17 protein-coding genes are annotated in these 20178 nt (G+C 71.2%); 5 read left to right on the top strand and 12 right to left on the bottom strand.

Annotated elements, in window-relative coordinates:
- The first annotated feature begins 16 nt into the window (after positions 1 to 16).
- Complete coding sequence (locus ACFYW5_RS13205) at positions 17 to 1498, top strand: cytochrome P450 (protein ID WP_389417055.1); 1482 nt, start codon at positions 17 to 19, stop codon at positions 1496 to 1498.
- 108 nt (positions 1499 to 1606) lie between these two features.
- On the opposite strand, the gene ACFYW5_RS13200 is transcribed toward ACFYW5_RS13205, so the two are convergent.
- Positions 1607 to 2437, bottom strand: a complete 831-nt coding sequence (locus ACFYW5_RS13200) for a pentapeptide repeat-containing protein (protein WP_389417465.1) — start codon at positions 2435 to 2437, stop codon at positions 1607 to 1609.
- A gap of 161 nt (positions 2438 to 2598) precedes the next feature.
- Positions 2599 to 2730: a hypothetical protein gene (locus ACFYW5_RS13195; RefSeq protein WP_389417054.1), complete on the bottom strand. Its 132-nt coding sequence runs from the start codon at positions 2728 to 2730 to the stop codon at positions 2599 to 2601.
- A 388-nt stretch (positions 2731 to 3118) separates the two neighbouring features.
- Between ACFYW5_RS13195 and ACFYW5_RS13190 the strand changes: the two genes are divergently transcribed.
- Positions 3119 to 4831 carry a protein kinase gene (locus ACFYW5_RS13190; protein ID WP_389417053.1) on the top strand — a complete coding sequence of 571 codons (1713 nt, stop codon included), beginning with the start codon at positions 3119 to 3121 and terminating at the stop codon, positions 4829 to 4831.
- A 14-nt stretch (positions 4832 to 4845) separates the two neighbouring features.
- On the opposite strand, the gene ACFYW5_RS13185 is transcribed toward ACFYW5_RS13190, so the two are convergent.
- The 10 genes from ACFYW5_RS13185 to ACFYW5_RS13140 all read right to left on the bottom strand — a co-directional run bounded on the left by ACFYW5_RS13185 (position 4846) and on the right by ACFYW5_RS13140 (position 15055).
- Positions 4846 to 5202, bottom strand: coding sequence for a hypothetical protein (locus ACFYW5_RS13185; protein WP_389417052.1), 357 nt, complete (start codon positions 5200 to 5202; stop codon positions 4846 to 4848).
- Positions 5203 to 5280: 78 nt separating this feature from the next.
- Positions 5281 to 6024, bottom strand: coding sequence for a PIG-L deacetylase family protein (locus tag ACFYW5_RS13180; protein ID WP_389417051.1), 744 nt, complete (start codon positions 6022 to 6024; stop codon positions 5281 to 5283).
- A gap of 73 nt (positions 6025 to 6097) precedes the next feature.
- Positions 6098 to 7399, bottom strand: coding sequence for an alpha/beta fold hydrolase (locus ACFYW5_RS13175; RefSeq protein WP_389417050.1), 1302 nt, complete (start codon positions 7397 to 7399; stop codon positions 6098 to 6100).
- Positions 7400 to 7501: 102 nt separating this feature from the next.
- Positions 7502 to 8527, bottom strand: coding sequence for a LacI family DNA-binding transcriptional regulator (locus ACFYW5_RS13170; protein ID WP_389417049.1), 1026 nt, complete (start codon positions 8525 to 8527; stop codon positions 7502 to 7504).
- 79 nt (positions 8528 to 8606) lie between these two features.
- On the bottom strand, positions 8607 to 10019 hold the full coding sequence (locus ACFYW5_RS13165; protein WP_389417048.1) for a BNR repeat-containing protein: 1413 nt from the start codon (positions 10017 to 10019) through the stop codon (positions 8607 to 8609).
- A gap of 15 nt (positions 10020 to 10034) precedes the next feature.
- On the bottom strand, positions 10035 to 10355 hold the full coding sequence (locus ACFYW5_RS13160) for an L-rhamnose mutarotase (protein WP_389417047.1): 321 nt from the start codon (positions 10353 to 10355) through the stop codon (positions 10035 to 10037).
- A gap of 17 nt (positions 10356 to 10372) precedes the next feature.
- Complete coding sequence (gene rhaS, locus ACFYW5_RS13155; protein WP_389417046.1) at positions 10373 to 11455, bottom strand: rhamnose ABC transporter substrate-binding protein; 1083 nt, start codon at positions 11453 to 11455, stop codon at positions 10373 to 10375.
- A gap of 39 nt (positions 11456 to 11494) precedes the next feature.
- Complete coding sequence (locus ACFYW5_RS13150) at positions 11495 to 12508, bottom strand: ABC transporter permease (RefSeq protein ID WP_389417045.1); 1014 nt, start codon at positions 12506 to 12508, stop codon at positions 11495 to 11497.
- Positions 12501 to 13541: an ABC transporter permease gene (locus tag ACFYW5_RS13145; protein ID WP_389417044.1), complete on the bottom strand. Its 1041-nt coding sequence runs from the start codon at positions 13539 to 13541 to the stop codon at positions 12501 to 12503. Before ACFYW5_RS13145 ends, ACFYW5_RS13150 begins: the two co-directional genes overlap by 8 nt.
- Positions 13538 to 15055: a sugar ABC transporter ATP-binding protein gene (locus ACFYW5_RS13140; RefSeq protein ID WP_389417043.1), complete on the bottom strand. Its 1518-nt coding sequence runs from the start codon at positions 15053 to 15055 to the stop codon at positions 13538 to 13540. The genes ACFYW5_RS13145 and ACFYW5_RS13140 overlap by 4 nt, the downstream gene beginning before the upstream one ends.
- Positions 15056 to 15327: 272 nt before the next feature.
- Between ACFYW5_RS13140 and rhaI the strand changes: the two genes are divergently transcribed.
- The 3 genes from rhaI to ACFYW5_RS13125 all read left to right on the top strand — a co-directional run bounded on the left by rhaI (position 15328) and on the right by ACFYW5_RS13125 (position 20116).
- Positions 15328 to 16488, top strand: coding sequence for an L-rhamnose isomerase (rhaI, locus tag ACFYW5_RS13135; RefSeq protein ID WP_389417042.1), 1161 nt, complete (start codon positions 15328 to 15330; stop codon positions 16486 to 16488).
- Between the two features lie 140 nt (positions 16489 to 16628).
- On the top strand, positions 16629 to 18668 hold the full coding sequence (locus ACFYW5_RS13130; protein WP_389417041.1) for a bifunctional aldolase/short-chain dehydrogenase: 2040 nt from the start codon (positions 16629 to 16631) through the stop codon (positions 18666 to 18668).
- The gene (locus tag ACFYW5_RS13125) at positions 18665 to 20116 is read left to right on the top strand and encodes a rhamnulokinase family protein (RefSeq protein ID WP_389417040.1); all 1452 of its coding nucleotides are present in this window, start codon (positions 18665 to 18667) and stop codon (positions 20114 to 20116) included. Before ACFYW5_RS13130 ends, ACFYW5_RS13125 begins: the two co-directional genes overlap by 4 nt.
- The last annotated feature ends 62 nt before the right edge of the window (positions 20117 to 20178 follow it).

The following is a 20178-nucleotide window of genomic DNA, read 5'->3' as shown; positions in this document are numbered from 1 at the left end:
CAAGGGAGATCGCGTCATGGCGGAGACGACCGGGTCCGCGCTGCCCAAGGGGTTCCGCAGCGCCGAGCAGGGCTGGCCCGAGCTGCACCGCATTCCGCACCCGCCCCACCGGATCCCGCTGCTGGGCGACCTCCTGGGCGCGAGCCGGACGACACCGCTCCAGGACTCCGTACGGCTCGCCCGCCGACTGGGGCCGATCTTCCGGCGCAAGGCGTTCGGCAAGGAGTTCGTGTTCGTGTGGGGCGCGGACCTGACCGCCGACCTCGCGGACGAGACGCGGTTCACCAAGCACGTGGGTCTCGGCATCGCCAATCTGCGGCCGGTCGTCGGGGACGCGCTGTTCACCGCCTACCACCACGAGCCCAACTGGCAGCTCGCGCACGACGTTCTGGCCCCCGGGTTCAGCCGGGAGGCCATGGCGGGCTACCACACGGCGATGCTGGACGTGGCCGGGCGGCTCACCGACCACTGGGACCGCGCGGCCCTGGCCGGGCGGACGGTGGACGTGCCCGGCGACATGACGAAGCTGACCCTGGAGACCATCGCGCGAACCGGGTTCGGGCACGACTTCGGCTCCTTCGAACGCACGCGCCCGCACCCCTTCGTGACCGCGATGGTGGGGACGCTCGCCCACGCGCAGCGGCTGAACACCGTCCCGGCGGCGTTCCTCACCCGCCGCGCCGCGCGGCGCAACGAGGCCGACATCGCCTATCTCAACCGCACGGTCGACGAGTTGGTCCGGGCCCGCCGTACGACGAGCGGGGACGACGATCTGCTGGACCGGATGCTGGAGACGGCCCACCCCGAGACCGGGGAACGGCTGTCGGCCGAGAACGTCCGGCGTCAGGTCATCACGTTCCTGGTGGCCGGGCACGAGACCACCTCGGGCGCGCTCTCCTTCGCCCTGTACTACCTCGCCCGCCATCCGGACGTCGCCGCCCGCGCCCGCGCCGAGGTGGACCGCGTCTGGGGCGATACGGACCGGCCCGGCTACGACGAGGTGGCCAAACTGCGCTTTCTGCGCCGGGTGTTGGACGAGTCGCTGCGGCTGTGGCCGACCGCGCCCGCCTTCGCCCGGGAGGCCCGCGAGGACACGGTGCTGGCCGGGGAGCATCCCATGCGGCGGGGCGCCTGGGCGCTGGTGCTGACCCCGATGCTGCACCGCGACCCCGAGGTCTGGGGCGCCGACGCCGAGCGCTTCGACCCGGACCGCTTCGACCCGAAGGCGGTACGCTCCCGGCCCCCGCACGCCTTCAAGCCGTGGGGCACCGGCGCGCGGGCGTGCATCGGCCGCCAGTTCGCGCTGCACGAGGCCACGCTGGTCCTCGGCCTGCTGCTGCGCCGCTACACCCTGCGCCCGGACCCCGCGTACCGGCTGCGGGTGACGGAACGCCTCACCCTCATGCCGGAGGGCCTGCGGATGGGCCTGGAGCGCCGCACCGCCGTGGACCCGGCGGCCCGGGAACAACCGCATCCGGTGGGCGGGACGGGCGACTGAGCCCGAGCCGGTCGGTCACGAGGGCGACCAGTACCGGCCACCGCGCGACCGCCTGCAACCCGCCGGCACCGGTGCTTCTGTGACCCACACGGCAACCGACCCCGCCCCTCAGGCTTCCCCCGCCCAGTGCACCGGCCGCGTCAGCGTCCCCGGCAGACCGGTCCCCGTGCTCCCCCTGGCCGCGTTCAGCTGGGGCTGGGTGAGGAAGAGGGCGCCGGTCAGGTCGGCGTCGGTGAGGTCGGCGTCGCGGAGGTCCGCGCCGAGGAGATCGGCGGCGCGCAGGTCCGCGCCGAGGAGGTCGGCGGCGATCAGGCAGGCGCCGCGCAGGCTCACCCCGCGCAGGTCCGCACCCTTGAGGCGGGCGCCCATCAGGTCCGCGCCGCGGCGGTCCTTCCGGCGGCCGCGCACACCCGCCCGGGTCAGCTCACTCGTCCGCAGCAGGAGCCCGCCGACCTCCTGCCGGTGCGGGCCCACATCCAGCCGGGACAGCTCCTCGGGGCTGCCCCCGGCCAGTTCCTCGGTCTTGCGCAGCATCCGGCGCAGATCCGCGCGGACCGGGCGGGCGGCGGGCAGCGTCAGCGCCTCGGTGAGGTACCGGAGCAGCTCATGGAGCTGGCGGACCACCGGGAACACCTCGAACATGCGCCGGGCGCGCTCGGCGGAACCGGCACGCCAGTCCTCCCCGCCGAAGGTGACCTGCGAGACCCGCTGCCCCGCGCCGAAGCAGTCGTAGACCGTGCAGCCGGTGAAGCCCTCCTGCCGCAGCCGGGTGTGGATGCCGCAGCGGTGGTCGTCCTGGAGGTTGCGGCAGGGCGTGCCGGCCTGCTTGTCGACCGCGAAGTCGGCGGAGCGGGCGAAGGGCAGGGCGACGCAGCACAGCCCGAAACAGTTCGCGCAGTCACCGCGCAGGCCGGCCGGGTCAAGGGTGAGGTCTTGCATACCGACCACCCTACGGGCGGCTGCCCCCACCCAGCGCCGCAGGTCAGGCAGGCCCAGCGGCTCGGGGCCGACCAGGATGTACATCCCGGTGATGCCCCCGTCGGCAATGACGAGACCGGCGACCGACACCGGCGTGCCATCGGGGCGCCGACCATGCCGAGCTACCCGTCGACCAGGACGAACCGGGCGTACTGTGCGAACTGGCGGAACAGCATGGCCTGTTCGGCCACCGGACGCGCGCCGCGCACCAGCTTCGGCGCCGCCGCACCGCCGGTCAGCGGCCCGCAAAGCATGATCTCGAGGTCGTCGAAGTCCCCGGGCCCGGCAGGCCGCCAGGAACGCGTCGGGGACCTGCCGCTGCCGGCCGAGGTCGGGCTCGGTCGACGGGGTGGCGCCCCGCACCCGGCGCCGGGCGCGGCCGGCGAATCGCGGCGGGACTACGCTCCCGATCCGCGCGATCACTGTGGTCAGCCGCCCCCGAGGTTGCGGATGTCCTCACCGAAGTGTTCAACGCCTGCCCTACGGCCGATCTCCCGCGTCCCTGAGCGTAAAGGGCCACAGCGTCTTCGACTCGTGTGCTCCGCGTGCCACTGTCCCGACCCGGAATCGCCTCGAAGTCGGCATGTACATTGTCTCGTCGTGATCGAAAGTGTGGGCGGGCGAGTCGTCGCCGACAGGTACGTGCTCGCCGACCGGCTGGGCAGCGGCGGGATGGGCACGGTGTGGCGCGCCTGGGACCACCTGTTGCAGCGGACGGTGGCTGTCAAGGAGCTCCACGCCTTTGGCGGCGGGTATGAGCAGCAGGCGTCGATGCGGCGGGTGCTGTCGGAGGCTCGGGCGATCGCCCGGGTGACGCACGCTCATGTCATCGACATCTACGACCTGGTGGAGTTCGACGGCGGTTTCTGGATCGTCATGGAACTGGTGCCAGGTGGCTCGCTGAGCGAGCGCGTGCGAACGAGCGGGCTCCTGTCACCGGTGGAGACAGCCCGCGTGGGTCTGGAGGTCCTGTCCGCGCTGGAGGCGGTCCACGCGGCCGGTGCGCTGCACCGTGACGTGAAACCGGCCAACGTGCTCCTGCGTGCGGACGGCAGCAGCGTGCTGACCGACTTCGGTATCGCCGCCCTGTCCGGTCACACGGGCCTCACGGGCACGGGGGGCGTAGTCGGCTCGGCCGAGTACATGGCCCCGGAACGCCTGCGCGATCAGCCCACCGGACCGGCCAGCGACTTGTTCTCCCTCGGCGTCACTCTGTGTTTCCTGGTCTCCGGTCAGACCCCCTTCGCCCGCGAGAACCTCACTGCCACCTCGTTCGCCGTCGCCTTCGAACCGCCCTCCGTCCACGTCCGGGGCCCGCTGGGCGACGTCATCGAGCAGTTGCTGGACAAGGACCCCGCCAAGCGCCCGTCCAGCGCGCAACTCAAAGACGCGCTGCAGTCGATAGCCGACGGCGTTCCCCGAACGACGCAGGCGACACTGCGGCAGCCGGTGCAGCCCGCACGCGGGAACCGGCGTCGCACGGCGACCGCACCCGCGAAACGGCGCCGCACGGCGATCACAGGGGTGATCGCCGTGGTGGTGCTCCTCGCCGGAGCGGGCGTGATCACCGCCGTCGCCGGGGACGACTCCGGTTCTGGTTCTGGTTCGCCCCACCCGACCGGGCAGACGTCCACTGGTGCCCATGCACTCTCGCGTGTGGATGCGGTGATGCCGGTTCCGGGTGCGCAGGGCAGGTTCTGGGTGTTCTCCGGTAGCGAGTACATGCTCGTCGAGACGGGGGCGGACCCGGCATCGGCACGGCGGGTGAGCGGGCCGGCCCCGATCGCGCAGTGGCGCAAGACGTTCGGCGGCCTGGACCGCTTCACGGACAAAATCGACGCAGTCCTGCCGGTTCCCGGTGACGACCACCGCTTCTGGGTCTTCTCCGGCGACCAGTACCTACTCGTCCACACGGCAGGCGACCGCTCCGGCAAGGGCCGCCTCCAAGAACCACGCCCCCTCACCGACTGGAGCAACAGCATCGGAGAGACCCCGGACTTCTCGCACCGTGTGGATGCGGTGATGCCGGTCCCGGGTGCGCAGGGCAGGTTCTGGGTGTTCTCCGGTAGCGAGTACATGCTCGTCGAGATGGGGGCGGACCCGGCATCGGCACGGCGGGTGAGCGGGCCGGCCCCGATCGCGCAGTGGCGCAAGACGTTCGGCGGCCTGGACCGCTTCACGAACAAAATCGACGCAGTCCTGCCGGTTCCCGGTGACGACCACCGCTTCTGGGTCTTCTCCGGCGACCAGTACCTACTCGCCCACACGGCGGGCGACCGCTCCGGCAAGGGCCGCCTCCAAGAACCACGCCCCCTCACCGACTGGCCGTCACTGACGCCATTCCGAACGGATTGAACCAGCCAGGCCGGTCAGCTCCTCGGCCGTCCCCTTCTGGAGCACAAAGCCACGACGTCGGACTGGGTCATTGGCACGGCGATCTCCAAGACCCCGAGATCAGAATCCGCACCCTCGCGCGGGTCCGCTGGCCATGCCCGCCACCGGTGTGACCGGCGCGGTGAGTGCAAGGTCTCGATGGCCTTGAGGATCAGGACGCGGGCGTCCGCGCCGTATTCGGCCAGCTCAATAAGGCGGGCGAACGCCCGGACGTAGATCTTTAACTTGTCAGGGGCCGTGACTGTCACCTTCGCGGCGAGCAGTTCCACGTGGATGCGCGCGTCGTCGAACACCGTGAACTCCTCCAGCGGCCACATGGCGGCCTTACCCACCGCTGGCACTCCGGGCCGCGCAGGCTGGCGGAAGGTCGGCGAGCCCGGATACGAACGGTTCGGGACATCTGACAGCTCTCAGCGCGAGAAGAGTTCGAAGGACACCGCCGGTTTTCCGCCGAAGCGCTCCCCCGTCGCCGTGGCGTTGCCGGTGAGGAAGTCGCGTGCGTAGGTCTCGGGGTCCTCTGCGGTCAACGCCTCGATGTAGGTGCGGTGTTCGAGCAGTGAGCGGACCGCCCGGTCCAGGCCCGCCGTGGCGTCGACGGCGTGTGTGGGGGAGCTGGATCCGGCGACGGCGACCCAGCGGACGCCGTCCCAGGGCTCCAGGCCCTGCTCGGTCAGCTCGGGGAAGATCCACCGGTTCCCGGCGTCCCCGACCGCGTCCAGCGTGGCGCGGCCGACGGCCACATGGTCGGGGGTGTTCCAGGCGACGCCGCCCCAGGTGTCCCGGTGGTTCAGGGTGATCACCAGCTCGGGCCGATGGCGGCGGACGGCCGCCGCGATGTCCCGGCGCAGCGCGGTGCCGTACTCGATCACACCGTCCCGGTGGTCCAGGAACTCCACCACCGACACCCCGACGACCGCCGCGCTCGCCCGCTGCTCCCGCTCCCGCAGCGGTCCGCACTCGGCGGGCTCCAGGGTGTCGATGCCCGCCTCCCCACGGGACGCCAGGACGTAGCAGATCTCACGGCCCTGGTCGGTCCAGGCGGCGACGGCCGCCGAGCAGCCGTACTCCAGATCGTCCGGGTGCGCGACGACGGCGAGGGCGCGCTGCCAGTCCTCGGGCATGGGGTGGAGTTGGGTGATCGACGGATCGCTCATGCCTCGCAGACTAGCCGTGGCGCGGACCGTCCGCCTCGGCCGGGACAGGCGCGCGGTGGGTTGCGGCGCGTCGTCACACCTCGTCGCGTGCCAGCGCCAGCAGGCGGTCCAGGACGCGCGGGCCGCCCGCGCGTACGCCGTCGTGCTCGAACTCGTCGGTGACCCAGGTGCGCAGGCCGCGGACGGCGCGCGCGGTGGCCAGGGAGTGGGCCGTGTCGACGTACATGTCGTCGTGGTAGACGGCCGCCGCGACCGGGACGTCGTTGGCGGCGAGGCGGGCGGGGTCGTACAGGGGCGGCCAGCCCCGGTTCCGGGCCAGGTCCTGCGCGGTCTCGCGCAGCGGGCGCAGGGCCGGGTCGTTGTCGAACATCCAGGGGTGCACGGATTCGCCCGTGAACAGCAGCGGGCCGTCACCGGCCAGGGCCTTGGCGGCGTCGAACTGCGGGAACTCGCCGCGCACCCGCTCAGCGGCCCAGTCCGTGGCGCCCGGGCCCTGGCCGTAGATCGCTTCGTGCAGCAGCGCGTACAGGGGATGGCCCGCGTATGACAGCAGCCCCTGGACCTCCTCCTGGAAGGAGTCGGCGAGGGCGGGGCCCTGCGGGGTGCGGACGAAGGCGCCCTCCAGCAGGAAGTGCAGCCGGTGGCTGCCGTCCCCGCGGCCGAGGAGGATGCCCAGGGACTGGAAGGCCTCGACGGTGAACCGGTAGCCGTTCGGCAGGACGACGTCGTGCTGGAGCAGGTGCTCGGCGATCTGCCGGGCCCGCTCGACGTCCTGCGGATAGCGGGCGTAGTGGGCGGCGACCTTGCGTTCGATGCGCGGGTAGGCGGCCCGGTAGACGTCGTCGGCGGTCGCGTCGAGGGAGGGCAGTCCGCCGGTGATGAGGGCGGTGCTCAGGCCCTCGGGCGCGAGGGACAGATAGGTCACGGTGCAGAAGCCGCCGAAGCTCTGGCCGAGGACGGTCCAGGGGGCTCCGCCGGTGACCTGCCGGCGGATGGCCTCGCAGTCGCGGACGATGGAGTCGGCGCGGAAGTGCGCGAGGTAGCCGGCCTGTGCGGCGGGGCCGCCGCGCAGCGGGAGCGTCTGGCGGTTGGCCGGGGTGGAGGCGCCGGTGCCGCGCTGGTCCAGGAGCAGAACCCGGAATTCCGTCAGCGCCCGCTTCAGCCAGGCTTCCCGGCCGACGAAGCGGTTCGCCCCGAAGCCGGGGCCGCCCTGGAGGTAGACCAGCCACGGCAGGTGCTGGTGCGCGCGTTCCGCGGCGACGACCTCACGGGCGTAGAGCTCGATGGTCTCGCCCGCCGGGTCGTCGTGGTCGAGGGGCACGGTGAAGCGGCGGTCGGTGAGGACGACGCCGGGCTGGCGGTAGGTCGCGGTCAACAGGGCTCCCGGGGCGGACGGATGTGCGGGCCGCGTCCCAGTCCAGCACAGGTCCGTCCGCTGCTCGCCGGCCGGGATCATGAGATCGTACTGAATCTCCGGTCAGCGGCTGGACAGGCTGGAGCGCCGGACCACCAGCTCGGGCTGGAGCACGACCCTGCGGTGCTCGTGGCCCCGGGTGCCGCCCTCGTCCTCGGTCTCCTCCAGCAGCAGCTCGGCGGCGAGGGCGCCCATGGTGACGGCGGGCTGCCGGACCGAGGTGAGCGGGACGGCCGCGGCGGCGGCGAACTCGATGTCGTCGTAGCCGACGATGGCGAGGTCGTCGGGGACTCCGACCCCGGCCGCGTACATCGCCTGCAGGACGCCGAGGGCGAGCAGGTCGTTGGCGCAGAAGACGGCGGTGGGGCGGTCGGCTAGGCCGAGCAGCCGGGCGCCGGCGTCCCGGCCCGCGGCGACGTCGAGCCGCTCGGTGGGCAGTTCGCGCAGCACCTCGGGGGCGAGGCCGGCCTCGGCGAGCGCGGACAGCGCGCCGGTACGGCGGTCGCGGACCTGGTTGAGGCTGGGCGGGCCGCTGACGTAGGCGATGGAGCGGTGCCCGGCGTCGACGAGGTGCCGGACGGCGAGCGCGCCGCCCGCGACGTCGTCGACGGAGACCGAGCATTCGGTGGCGCCCTCGGCGACCCGGTCGACGAGGACGAAGGGGATGCCGTGCCGCCGGAAGGCGCCGATGTTGCGCCCGGTGGCGTCCGCCGGGGTCAGCAGCACCCCGCGCACCCGCTGCTCGGCGAAGAGGGAGAGGTAGTCGGCCTCCTCGGAGGCGCTCTGCGCGCTGTTGCAGACCATCACGCCGAGTCCGGCGTCACGCGCGGCCCGTTCCGCGCCGCGCGCCACGTCGACGAAGAAGGGGTTGCCCATGTCGAGGACGAGCAGCCCCATGATGCGGCTGCGGCCCGCGCGCAGCTGGCGTGCGGACTCGCTGCGGACATAGCCCAGCCGGTCGATCGCCGACAGCACCCGGGCCCGGGTCTCGGTGGCGACCGAGTCCGGACGGTTGATGACGTTCGAGACGGTGCCGACGGAGACTCCGGCGGCGCGGGCGACGTCCTTGATACCCACCGACTGGGCCATCAGGCAGGAACCTCCGGGGGAACGAGGGGCGGCGGGCGGGTCTTCACATTACCGTCACGCCGCCCGGGGACGGCATCGGTCAGGCAGGGAGCCGGAAGTCGACGACGCGCAGTGCCGAGGGCGTCGTACCGCTGGACTTCACCTGGTACATCACGGACAGGACGTGGTCCTGCGCGATCCGCGTCTCGTCGATCACGACCTCGCCGAAGGCGTTCAGCCCGGCGCCGTCGTACAGCAGCCTCCAGTCGCTGTAGCCGGACGCCTTGGACGCGCCGGCGATCCGGCCGAACGGGAGGACCGCGTACGCGTTGTCGTACTTGTCCAGGACCAGTCTGGTGCGCTGGCTGGAGTTGAGCGGGACCGGGATCTCGGTCTTCTGCCAGCTGCCCGAGGCGTTCTTGCGGAGGTGGAAGGCGCGGCCGTTGGCGGTGCGGTCGGCGACGTAGTTCGTGGTGCACTGCCCGAAGCGGCCGGGGACGTAGGAGATGATCGCGTGCGGCCGGCCGGCGGAGTCGGTGAACTGGCTCTCCTGGTTCATCAGGGAGTGGTCCGCGTTGAGCGGGTCCACGACCAGGCCGCCGTCGGTGACGGACACCTTGTCGGAGCCGCCGGTGGTGCCGGCCACCGTGCCCGCGTCGGTGCGCCAGGTGCGGCCGCGGTCGTCGGAGTAGACGTAGCCGGTGTCGTGGTTGGTGATGCCGCCGCCGGCGCACATCACGGCGCCGTTCTGTTCGCGCCAGGTGAAGAAGGAGTGCAGCCGGCCGCCCCGGTCGTAGTCGATGCCGTGCAGGTACATGTTGCGGGCGGTCGAGGAGCCGTGCTCGCTGGTGTACGTGCCGGTGGAGCTGGTCCACTCCCCCAGCGCGGTCCACTTGGTGCCGTCGTACTCGGCGAGGTGGTTGCGGCCGTTGCCGGAGACGGCGACCCGGTAGCTGAGCTGGAGCCGGCCCTCGGGGGTGGCGATGAACTGCGGGTAGGTGAACTGACTCGTCAGCGTGAGGCCGTCCAGCGTCGACTGGGGTGTGCCGAAGCGGGCGGTGGTCCAGGAGAGCCCGGCCGGGTTGTCCATCAGGCCGGCCACCGACTTGACGTAGGTGAAGCCGTCGCTGTGCGAGTCCATGTTCAGGTGCAGTCGGCCGTCGACGCGGGAGACGCCCATGGAGATGACGTTGTGGGAGTCGTTGTAGCGGAGCGTGTGGCCGACCTTGACGGTCGACCAGGTGCTCGCGCCGAGCGCGCGCCGGCCGACGACGGCGTTGCGGTCGGCGGTGTACCAGACGGCGTACTGGTACCCCTTGTAGGTCAACAGGCCGTTCTTCTGGAAGGAGTTGTTGTTGACCAGGCCGTCGTAGGAGACGAAGAAGATGGCCTGGGAGTCGAGCGTGGTGGTGCCGGTGAGGGTGACGGAGGGGCCGGGATCGGCGGCCCGCGCCGTGCCCGGGGTGGCCACCGCGGCCAGCAGCGCGGTGGCCAGGACAGTGCGTCTTCTCATGGAAGCAACTCCGGCTCAGGCTAGGTGGAAGACTTCGGTGAGGGGTTTCATCGCTTCGTCGGGTCGGGCGCCGTCCAGCAACTCGAAGAACGGCGCCATCTCCGCCTGCCAGCGGGCGTTGACCTCGGTGGCTGCCATGCCGGCCTGGGCGGCGGCGAAGTCCTCGGTCTCCAGGTAGCCGACCAGCAGGCCGTCGTCCCGCAGGAAGAGCGAGTAGTTGTGCCAGCCGGTGGCCGAGAGCGCGTCGAGCATCTCCGGCCATACGGCGGCGTGCCGCTCGCGGTACTCGTCGAGGCGGTCCGCCCGGACCTTCAGCAGAAAGCACACGCGGTGCATCAACAGCCCCTTGTCGCTCAGAAGTCGAACTGGTCGATGTTGTCCTTGCTGAACACGGTCGGCTTGCCGAGGCTGATCACGCCGTCCTTGCCGATGGTGTACTCGCCCATGTCGCCGGCGGTGAAGGTCTCGCCCTCCTTGCCGGTGATCTGCCCGGACACCAGGGCGACGGCGGTACGGGCGGCCAGCTCGCCGAGCTTGGCCGGGTCCCACAGCTCGAACGCCTCGACGGTGCCGTTCTTGACGTACTTGCGCATGTCGTTCGGGGTGCCGAGGCCGGTCAGCTTGACCTTGCCCTTGTACTTGGAGCCCGACAGGTACTGGGCGGCGGCCTTGATGCCGACGGTGGTCGGGGAGATGATCCCCTTCAGGTTCGGGTGCTCCTGGAGCAGGCCCTGGGTCTGCTGGAAGGACTGCTGGGCGTCGTCGTTGCCGTACGCGACCTTCACCAGCTTCATGTCCTTGTACTTCGGGTCCTTGAGCTCGTCCTTCATGAACTCGATCCAGGCGTTCTGGTTGGTCGCGGTCTGCGCGGCGGACAGGATCGCGATCTCGCCCTTGTAGCCGATCTGTTCGGCGAGCAGCTGCACCTCGGTGCGGCCGAGGTCCTCGGCGGAGGCCTGCGAGACGAAGGCGTTGCGGCAGTCGGCCTTGGTGTCGGAGTCGTAGGTGACGACCTTGATGTCGTTCTTCATGGCCTGCTTGAGCGCGGTGCACAGGGCGCCGGGGTCCTGCGCGGAGACGGCCATGGCGTCGACCTGCTGCTGCGTGAGCGTGTTGACGTAACTGACCTGCCCCGCGGTGTCGGTGGCGCTGGACGGGCCGACCTCCTTGTAGCTGGAGCCCAGCTGCTCGAGGGCCGTCTCGCCGCCCTTGCCGGCGGAGGTGAAGTAGGGGTTGTTGACCTGCTTGGGCAGGAAGCCGACGGTCAGGCCCTTCTCGAGTTCGGCGTTCGGGTCGGCCTTTCCGGCGGTGGCGGCGGAGGCGTCCTCCTTGGCCACGTCCTCCTTGGTGGTGCCGCCGCAGGCGGTGAGGGCGAGGGCGAGGGAGGTGGCGGCGGCGACGGCCGCGGAGGCACGGCGGAGCGATGACTTGCGCATGAGGGCTCTTCCTTAGGGGAGGCGGGGTCAGCGGAGGGGTTACGAGGTCGGGGCGGGGGTTTTGGACACCGCCGGCGAGGCCGCGGCTCTGCGTCCGGCGCGGGCGACGGCGATCTGCCGTGCGACGCGGGGTCCGAGCACGGAGAGCACCAGCAGCACACCCGTGACGAGGATCTGCGACTGGGCGGAGACGTCCTGGAGACTCATCACGTTCTGCAGGGCGCCGAGCAGGAAGACACCGGCGATCGCGCCGCCGAGCGTTCCCTTGCCGCCGTCGAAGTCGATGCCACCGAGCAACACGGCGGCGACGACGGAGAGTTCGAGTCCGGTGGCGTTGTCGAAGCGGGCGCTGGCGTAGTGCAGGGCCCAGAAGATGCCGGTGAGGGAGGCCATGAAGCCCGTCACCGTGAACAGGATCAGCTTCTGCCGCCTGACCCGGATCCCGGCGAACCGGGCCGCCTCCTGGCTGGCGCCGATGGCGAACAGCGACCGCCCGAACGGGGTGGCGTGCAGCGCGACCACCGCGATGGCCAGCAGCACCAGGAAGGGCAGGAGGGCGTACGGGATGAAGGTGTCGCCGATCCGTCCGGACGCGAAGTCCAGGTACGGGGTGGGGAAGTCGGTCACCGCGTCGGAGCCGAGCACGATCTGCGCGATGCCCCGGTAGGCGGCCAGCGTGCCGATGGTGACGGCGAGGGACGGCAGCCCGAGCCGGGTCACCAGCAGACCGTTGATCAGCCCGCACACCACCCCGAGCAGCAGGCAGATCGGAATGATCGCCTCGATCGTCATGCCCTGGTTCCACAGGGCGCCCATGACCGCTCCGGACAGTCCGGCGGTCGAGGCGACCGAGAGATCGATCTCGCCCGAGACGACCAGCAGGGTCATGGGCAGCGCGATCAAGGCGATCGGAAGGGTGTTCCCGATCAGGAACGACAGGTTGAGCGCGTTTCCGAAACCGTCCACGGATCCGAAGGACAGCAGGAGCACCACGATCAGCAGGGCGCCGACCACCGTGTCCCAGCGGACCGCGCGCAGCAGGGACTCAGGCATGGCGGGCGTTCCTCTTCTTCAGGGCCGAGGCCACGCGCAGCGCGACGACCCGGTCGACCGCGATGGCGAGGATGAGCAGGATGCCGTTGATGGCGAGCACCCAGACGGAGCTGACGCCGAGGGCGGGCAGCACACTGTTGATGGAGGTCAGCAGCAGGGCGCCCAGGGCGGCGCCGTAGACGCTGCCGGAGCCGCCGGTGAAGACGACACCACCGACCACGACGGCGCTCACGACCGTGAGTTCGTAGCCGTTGCCGGTGCCGGAGTCGACGTTGCCGAACCGCGCCAGGTACAGCGCCCCCGCGAGCCCGGCCAGCGCCCCGCAGAAGGTGTAGGCGGCGAGGATGCGCTTGCGGACCGGGATTCCGGCGAGGCGGGCGGCCTCGGGGTTGGAGCCGAGGGCATACAGTTCGCGTCCGCTGCCGTAGTGCTTGAGGTAGTAGGCGGTGGCCACCAGCACCACCAGGGCGATCAGGGCCAGCCACGGCACCGCGGAGATGCCGCCGGAGCCGAAGTCGACGAAGCCGTCCGGCAGGTCGGCCGCCGTGATCTGCCGGGAGCCGACCCAGATGGAGTCGATGCCGCGGATGATGTACAGCGTGCCGAGGGTGACGACGAGGGCCGGCACCTGGCCGAGGCTGACGAGCAGGCCGTTGAGCAGGCCGAAGCCGATGCCCATCAGCACCGCGAGCAGCACGGCCAGGACCGGGTTGCCGCCGCCCTGGAGATACGTACCGGCGGCGAAGGCGCTGATGCCCAGGGTCGAGCCGACCGACAGGTCGACGTTGCGGGTGATGACGACCAGGGACTGTCCGACGGCGACCAGCACCAGGATCGTCGCGTTGAGGAGGAGGTCCTTGATGCCCTGTTCGGTGAGGAACTCGCTGTTGCCGGCCTGGGTGACGGCGATCATCGCCAGGAAGACGACCAGGATGGCCAGTTCGCGCATCTTGAAGACGCGGTCGACCAGTCGGGTCGCGCCTGCCTTGGGCACCTCTGGGGCGGGGGCTTGCTGGGGGGTGGTCACCGTCATGCGGCGGCCCTCCCCGTGGCTGCGGCCATCACGGCTTCCTCGGTGGCTTCGGAGCGTGCGATCTCGGCGGTGAGCCGCCCTTCGTGCATCACCAGCACGCGGTCGGCCATGCCGAGGATCTCGGGCAGGTCGGAGGAGATCATCAGGACGGCGACCCCGTCGGCGGCGAGCCCGCTGAGCAGCCGGTGCACCTCGGCCTTGGTGCCGACGTCGATACCGCGGGTGGGCTCGTCGACGATGAGCACGTCGGGCCGGGTGGCGAGCCACTTGGCGAGGACGACCTTCTGCTGGTTGCCGCCGGAGAGGGTGGCGACGGTGTCGGCGATCCGGGCGTACTTCACCTGGAGCTTGACGGCCCAGTCGAGGGAGCGGCTGCGCTCGGCCCCGCGGTCCATCAGGCCGGCCCGGACGGTCGTGCGCAGGCCGGTGAGCCCGATGTTGCGCTCGATGGACATGTCCATCACCAGGCCCTGGGCCCGCCGGTCCTCGGGGACCAGGGCGAGGCCGGCGGCCATCGCGGTGGAGGGGGCGCCGTTGACGAGGGCTTTCCCGCCGACGGACACCTCCCCGGCGTCCCAGCGGTCGATGCCGAAGACGGCTCGGGCGACCTCGGTGCGGCCGGCGCCGACGAGCCCCGCGAGGCCGACGATCTCACCGCGCCGGACGTCGAAGGAGACGTCGGTGAAGACGCCCTCGCGGGTGAGGCGGCGCACGCTCAGGGCGACCTCGCCCGGGGTGACGTCCTGCTTGGGGTACAGCTCGTCCAGGTCACGGCCGACCATGCGGCGGACCAGGTCGTCCTCGGTCATGCCGTCGATCGGCTCGCTGGCGATCCAGGCGCCGTCGCGCAGGGTGGTGACCCGCCGGCAGATCTGGAAGATCTCCTCCAGCCGGTGGGAGATGAACAGCACGGCGGCGCCCTGGTCGCGCAGGGTGCGGACGACGCCGAAGAGGCGGGCGACCTCGCTGCCGGTGAGCGCGGCGGTCGGCTCGTCCATGATCAGGACCCGGGCGTCGAAGGAGAGCGCCTTGGCGATCTCGACGATCTGCTGGTCGGCGATGGACAGACCGCGCGCCGGGCGGTCGGGGTCGAGCTCGACGCCGAGGCGCCGCATCAGGGCCAGCGTGGCGGCATGGGTGGCTTTGTGATCGATCCGGCCGAACGCGCGCCGGGGCCTGCGGCCCATGAAGATGTTCTCGGCGATCGACAGGTCGGGGAAGAGGGTCGGCTCCTGGTAGATCACGGCGATACCGGCGTCCCGGGCGTCGCCGGGGCCGTGGAAGACGACGGGTGCGCCGTCGAGCAGCACCTGGCCGGCGTCCGGCCGGTGCACTCCGGCGAGCGTTTTGATGAGGGTCGACTTGCCCGCGCCGTTCTCTCCGGCGAGGGCGTGCACCTCCCCGGGGAACAGCTCCAGGGAGACGTCCCGCAGGGCGCGGACCGCGCCGAAGGACTTCGACAGGTCCCTGAGCGCGAGTACCGGGGCCGGACCCGTGGTGGACGGGTGGGTCATGGGGGCTCCTCGACGACGTCGGCGGGACGGCCCTCGCGACGTCGTGAAAGGTTTCAACTTGGTTGCCGGGACGTTAGGCATGCGACGCATGTCACGTCAATGGGTCCGTGTCGAAAAAGTTTCGATGAACGAAGGTCACGGCCGGGTCACGAGCAACAGGCTTGGGCCTGGGGCTTGACACCCCTTCGGGGGGCTCATAGCTTCCCGTCTTGAATCGTTTCACAGTGATGCGTTTCTGAAGACTTTCCGCCCCGACGTCACAGGAGCCCGAAGTGACCGACCTCGCCGCGGTGAAGGCCGCGCTCAAGACCCAGGCCGTCGAGACGCCGTCGTGGGCGTACGGGAACTCCGGGACCCGGTTCAAGGTGTTCGCGCAACCGGGGGTGCCACGGACACCCCAGGAGAAGCTGGAGGACGCGGCGCAGGTCCACACGTTCACGGGGGTGGCGCCGACGGTGGCCCTGCACATCCCCTGGGACAAGGTCGAGGACTACGCGGCTCTCGCCAAGTTCGCCGAGGAACGGGGGGTGAAGCTGGGTGCGATCAACTCCAACACGTTCCAGGACGACGACTACAAGCTCGGCAGCATCTGCCACCCCGAGGCGGCGGTGCGCCGCAAGGCCGTCGACCACCTGCTGGAGTGCGTCGACATCATGGACGCGACCGGCTCCACCGACCTGAAGCTGTGGTTCGCCGACGGGACGAATTATCCCGGGCAGGACGACATCCGCGGGCGCCAGGACCGCCTGGCCGAGGGTCTCGCCGAGGTCTACGAGCGGCTCGGGGACGGGCAGCGGATGCTGCTGGAGTACAAGTTCTTCGAGCCCGCCTTCTACACGACGGACGTCCCGGACTGGGGGACGGCGTACGCGCACTGCCTCAAGCTCGGGCCGAAGGCCCAGGTCGTCGTCGACACCGGGCACCATGCGCCCGGCACCAATATCGAGTTCATCGTCGCCACGCTGCTGCGGGAGGGGAAGCTCGGCGGGTTCGACTTCAACTCGCGCTTCTACGCCGACGACGACCTGATGGTGGGCGCGGCGGACCCCTTCCAGCTGTTCCGGATCATGTACGAGGTGATCCGCGGCGGGGGCTTCAGCACCGAGGTCGCGTTCATGCTCGATCAGTGCCACAACATCGAGGCGAAGATCCCGGCGATCATCCGGTCGGTGATGAATGTGCAGGAGGCCACGGCGAAGGCGCTCCTGGTGGATCGCGTCTCTCTTTCCGAGGCGCAGGCCGCCGGGGACGTGCTGGCCGCGAATGCCGTGGTGATGGACGCGTACAACACCGATGTGCGGCCGCTGCTGCGGGAGGTGCGGGAGGAGATGGGGCTGGATCCTGAGCCCCTTGCCGCGTATGCGCGGTCCGGGTGGGCCGAGAAGATCGTTGCTGAGCGAGTCGGTGGGGAGCAGGCCGGTTGGGGGGCGTGAGCGTCTGCCCTGATCTGTCGTATGCGGGGTGCGCGTGGTGTGTGGCTGGTCGCGCCCACGCGGCGGAGCCGCAAATCGGCACTGCCCCGCGCCCCTTGGGAAGTGCACTCGCCCTTTTTCAAGAAGTAAGGAAATTTTCCATGGCTATCCATCCCGAAGCCGCCGCTCTCCTCGCCCGGTCCCGTCGGCTCGGTTCTGATCCCCGTAACACCAACTACGCCGGCGGCAATGCCTCCGCCAAGGGCGCCGGCACCGATCCCGTCACGGGGGGTGATGTCGAGCTGATGTGGGTCAAGGGGTCCGGTGGTGATCTCGGGACGCTCACCGAGGCGGGGCTGGCGGTGCTGCGGCTGGACCGGATGCGGGCGCTCGTCGACGTCTACCCGGGTGTGGAGCGCGAGGACGAGATGGTCGCCGCGTTCGACTACTGCCTGCACGGCAAGGGGGGTGCCGCGCCCTCCATCGACACCGCCATGCACGGGCTCGTCGAGGCCGCCCATGTCGATCATCTGCACCCCGACTCCGGTATCGCGCTCGCCTGTGCCGCCGACGGCGAGAAGCTGACCGCCGAGTGCTTCGGCGACACCGTGGTGTGGGTGCCGTGGCGGCGCCCCGGGTTCCAGCTCGGGCTCGACATCGCCGCGGTGAAGAAGGCCAACCCCCAGGCCATCGGGTGCGTGCTCGGCGGGCACGGGATCACCGCCTGGGGTGACACCTCCGAGGAGTGCGAGCGCAATTCGCTGCACATCATCCGCACCGCCGAGGCGTTCCTTGCGGAGAAGGGGAAGGCCGATCCCTTCGGTCCCGTCATCGAGGGGTACGAGGCCCTCGGCGAGGGCGAGCGGCGGGAGCGGGCCGCGGCTCTGGCGCCGCACGTGCGTGCCGTCGCCTCCCAGGACCGGGCGCAGGTCGGGCACTTCGACGACTCCGACGCCGTCCTCGACTTCCTCGCCCGCGCCGAGCACCCCCGGCTCGCCGCCCTCGGCACCTCGTGCCCCGACCACTTCCTGCGCACCAAGGTGCGGCCGCTGGTGCTGGACCTGCCGCCCACGGCGCCGCTTCAGGACGTCGTGGCGCGGCTGAAGGAGCTGCACGCCGCCTACCGCGAGGAGTACGCCGCCTACTACCAGCGGCACGCCCTGCCCGACTCCCCCGCGATGCGCGGGGCGGACCCGGCGATCGTGCTGGTCCCCGGCGTCGGCATGTTCTCCTTCGGCAAGGACAAGCAGACCGCCCGGGTCGCGGGCGAGTTCTACGTCAACGCCATCAACGTGATGCGCGGCGCCGAGGCCGTCTCGACGTACGCGCCCATCGAGGAGTCCGAGAAGTTCCGCATCGAGTACTGGGCCCTGGAGGAGGCCAAGCTCCAGCGGATGCCGAAGCCCAAGCCGCTCGCCACCCGGGTCGCGCTGGTGACCGGCGCCGGCAGCGGGATCGGCAAGGCCATCGCCCAGCGGCTGGTCGCCGAAGGTGCTTGTGTGGTCGTCGCCGATCTCGACGCCGAGAACGCCGCCGCCGTCGCCGAGGAGCTGGGCGGGCCCGACAAGGCGGTCGCGGTGACGGTGGACGTCACCTCCGAGGAGCAGATCGCCGACGCCTTCGAGGCCGCCGTGCTCGCCTTCGGCGGGGTCGACCTCGTCGTGAACAACGCCGGGATCTCCATCTCCAAGCCGCTGCTGGAGACGTCGGCCAAGGACTGGGACCTGCAGCACGACATCATGGCGCGCGGTTCCTTCCTCGTGTCGAGGGAGGCGGCGCGGGTGATGATCGCCCAGGGTCTGGGCGGTGACATCGTGTACATCGCCTCCAAGAACGCCGTCTTCGCCGGCCCGAACAACATCGCCTACTCCGCCACCAAGGCCGACCAGGCCCACCAGGTGCGGCTGCTGGCCGCCGAGCTGGGCGAGCACGGCATCCGCGTCAACGGCGTCAACCCGGACGGCGTCGTGCGCGGCTCGGGGATCTTCGCCGGTGGCTGGGGCGCCCAGCGGGCCGCCGTGTACGGGGTGGAGGAGGACAAGCTGGGCGAGTTCTACGCCCAGCGGACCATCCTCAAGCGGGAGGTGCTGCCCGCGCATGTCGCCAACGCCGTCTTCGCCCTCACCGGCGGGGAGCTGACGCACACCACGGGACTGCACGTCCCGGTCGACGCCGGCGTCGCGGCCGCCTTCCTGCGGTGAGCGGGTCCGTGAAGTCGTACGCCGCGGTCGACCTCGGCGCGTCCAGCGGACGGGTCATGGTCGGCCGCGTGGGGCCCGACAGTCTGGAGCTGGCGGAGGCGCACCGGTTCGTGAACCGGCCGGTGCGCGTTCCGGAGGGGCTGCGCTGGGACGTGCTCGGGCTGTACGCGGGGGTGCTGGACGGCCTGCGGGCCGCCGGGCAGGTCGACTCCGTCGGCATCGACAGCTGGGCCGTCGACTACGGCCTGCTGGACGCCGACGGGGCGCTGCTCGGCAACCCCGTCCACTACCGCGACTCCCGTACGGACGGGGTCGCGGAGAAGGTGTGGGCGACCGTGCCCGCCGAGGAGCTGTACGGGGCGACCGGGCTGCAGTACGCGCCCTTCAACACCCTGTACCAGCTCATGGCCGCCCGCGGCACGGACCAACTCGCCCGTGCCCGGCGCCTGTTGCTCATCCCCGACCTGCTGACGTACTGGCTCACCGGCGAGCAGGGCACCGAGCTGACCAACGCCTCGACCACCCAGCTGATCGACCCGCGGACCCGGCGGTGGGCCACCGATGTCGCCGCCCGGCTCGGCGTCGACCTGGACCTGTTCGCGCCATTGCGGCAGCCCGGGGAGCCGGCCGGTCTGCTGCGGCCCGAGGTCCTGGACGACACCGGGCTCACCGGACCCGTGCCGGTGACCGCCGTCGGCTCGCACGACACCGCCTCCGCGGTGGCCGCGGTCCCGGCCGGCGCCGGTGAGCACTTCGCGTACATCTGCACGGGGACCTGGTCGCTGGCCGGTCTGGAGCTGGATGCGCCGGTGCTGACCGAGGAGAGCCGGGCTGCCAACTTCACCAACGAGCTGGGGCTGGACGGCACGGTCCGCTACCTGCGCAACATCATGGGCCTGTGGCTGCTCCAGGAGTGCCTGCGCGTGTGGGACGAGCCGGATCTGGGCGGGCTGCTGCTCAGGGCGGCCAAGGCACCGGCGCTGCGGTCGGTGGTGGACGCGGGCGACGCGGCGTTCCTCGCGCCGGGGCGGATGCCGCAGCGGATCGCCGAGGCGTGCCGGGCCTCCGGGCAGCCGGCGCCCGAGTCGCCCGCCGAGGTCACGCGCTGCATCCTCGACTCGCTCGCCCTCGCCCACCGCAGGGCCGTCGCGGACGCCCAGCGGCTGGCCGACCGGCCGGTCGACGTCGTGTACGTCGTCGGGGGCGGCACCCGCAACGCCCTGCTGTGCCAGCTCACCGCCGACGCCTGCGGGCTGCCGGTGGTGGCGGGGCCGACGGAAGCCGCGGCCCTCGGCAACGTCCTGGTCCAGGCCCGCCCGCACGGCCTGGTCCGGGATCTCATGGACGGGCGGCAACTGCTCACCCGTACCCAGCCGTTGACCCGCTACGAGCCACGGGGCGACACCGCCCGGTGGCGCGAGGCCGAGGCCCGGTTCGCCCGCGGATGAGCGGGACTCCCCCGGGCCGCTGCCCCGCACTACCCTGCACTCATCCGATGATCGACGACAAG

The sequence above is a fragment of the Streptomyces sp. NPDC002779 genome, from assembly GCF_042888685.1.
Classification (GTDB): domain Bacteria; phylum Actinomycetota; class Actinomycetes; order Streptomycetales; family Streptomycetaceae; genus Streptomyces.
Note: the sequence above shows the minus strand (reverse complement) of the source record. Positions and strands in the feature narration are given on the sequence as shown.

Excerpts from the sequence above, each read along its gene's own strand:
- ACFYW5_RS13205 (WP_389417055.1), top strand. The coding sequence starts at position 17 with ATGGCGGAGACGACCGGGTCCGCGCTGCCCAAGGGGTTCCGCAGCGCC.
- ACFYW5_RS13200 (WP_389417465.1), bottom strand. The coding sequence starts at position 2,437 with ATGCAAGACCTCACCCTTGACCCGGCCGGCCTGCGCGGTGACTGCGCG.
- ACFYW5_RS13195 (WP_389417054.1), bottom strand. The coding sequence starts at position 2,730 with ATGCTTTGCGGGCCGCTGACCGGCGGTGCGGCGGCGCCGAAGCTGGTG.
- ACFYW5_RS13180 (WP_389417051.1), bottom strand. The coding sequence starts at position 6,024 with ATGAGCGATCCGTCGATCACCCAACTCCACCCCATGCCCGAGGACTGG.
- ACFYW5_RS13170 (WP_389417049.1), bottom strand. The coding sequence starts at position 8,527 with ATGGCCCAGTCGGTGGGTATCAAGGACGTCGCCCGCGCCGCCGGAGTC.
- ACFYW5_RS13165 (WP_389417048.1), bottom strand. The coding sequence starts at position 10,019 with ATGAGAAGACGCACTGTCCTGGCCACCGCGCTGCTGGCCGCGGTGGCC.
- ACFYW5_RS13160 (WP_389417047.1), bottom strand. The coding sequence starts at position 10,355 with ATGCACCGCGTGTGCTTTCTGCTGAAGGTCCGGGCGGACCGCCTCGAC.
- rhaS (WP_389417046.1), bottom strand. The coding sequence starts at position 11,455 with ATGCGCAAGTCATCGCTCCGCCGTGCCTCCGCGGCCGTCGCCGCCGCC.
- ACFYW5_RS13150 (WP_389417045.1), bottom strand. The coding sequence starts at position 12,508 with ATGCCTGAGTCCCTGCTGCGCGCGGTCCGCTGGGACACGGTGGTCGGC.
- ACFYW5_RS13145 (WP_389417044.1), bottom strand. The coding sequence starts at position 13,541 with ATGACGGTGACCACCCCCCAGCAAGCCCCCGCCCCAGAGGTGCCCAAG.
- ACFYW5_RS13140 (WP_389417043.1), bottom strand. The coding sequence starts at position 15,055 with ATGACCCACCCGTCCACCACGGGTCCGGCCCCGGTACTCGCGCTCAGG.
- ACFYW5_RS13130 (WP_389417041.1), top strand. The coding sequence starts at position 16,629 with ATGGCTATCCATCCCGAAGCCGCCGCTCTCCTCGCCCGGTCCCGTCGG.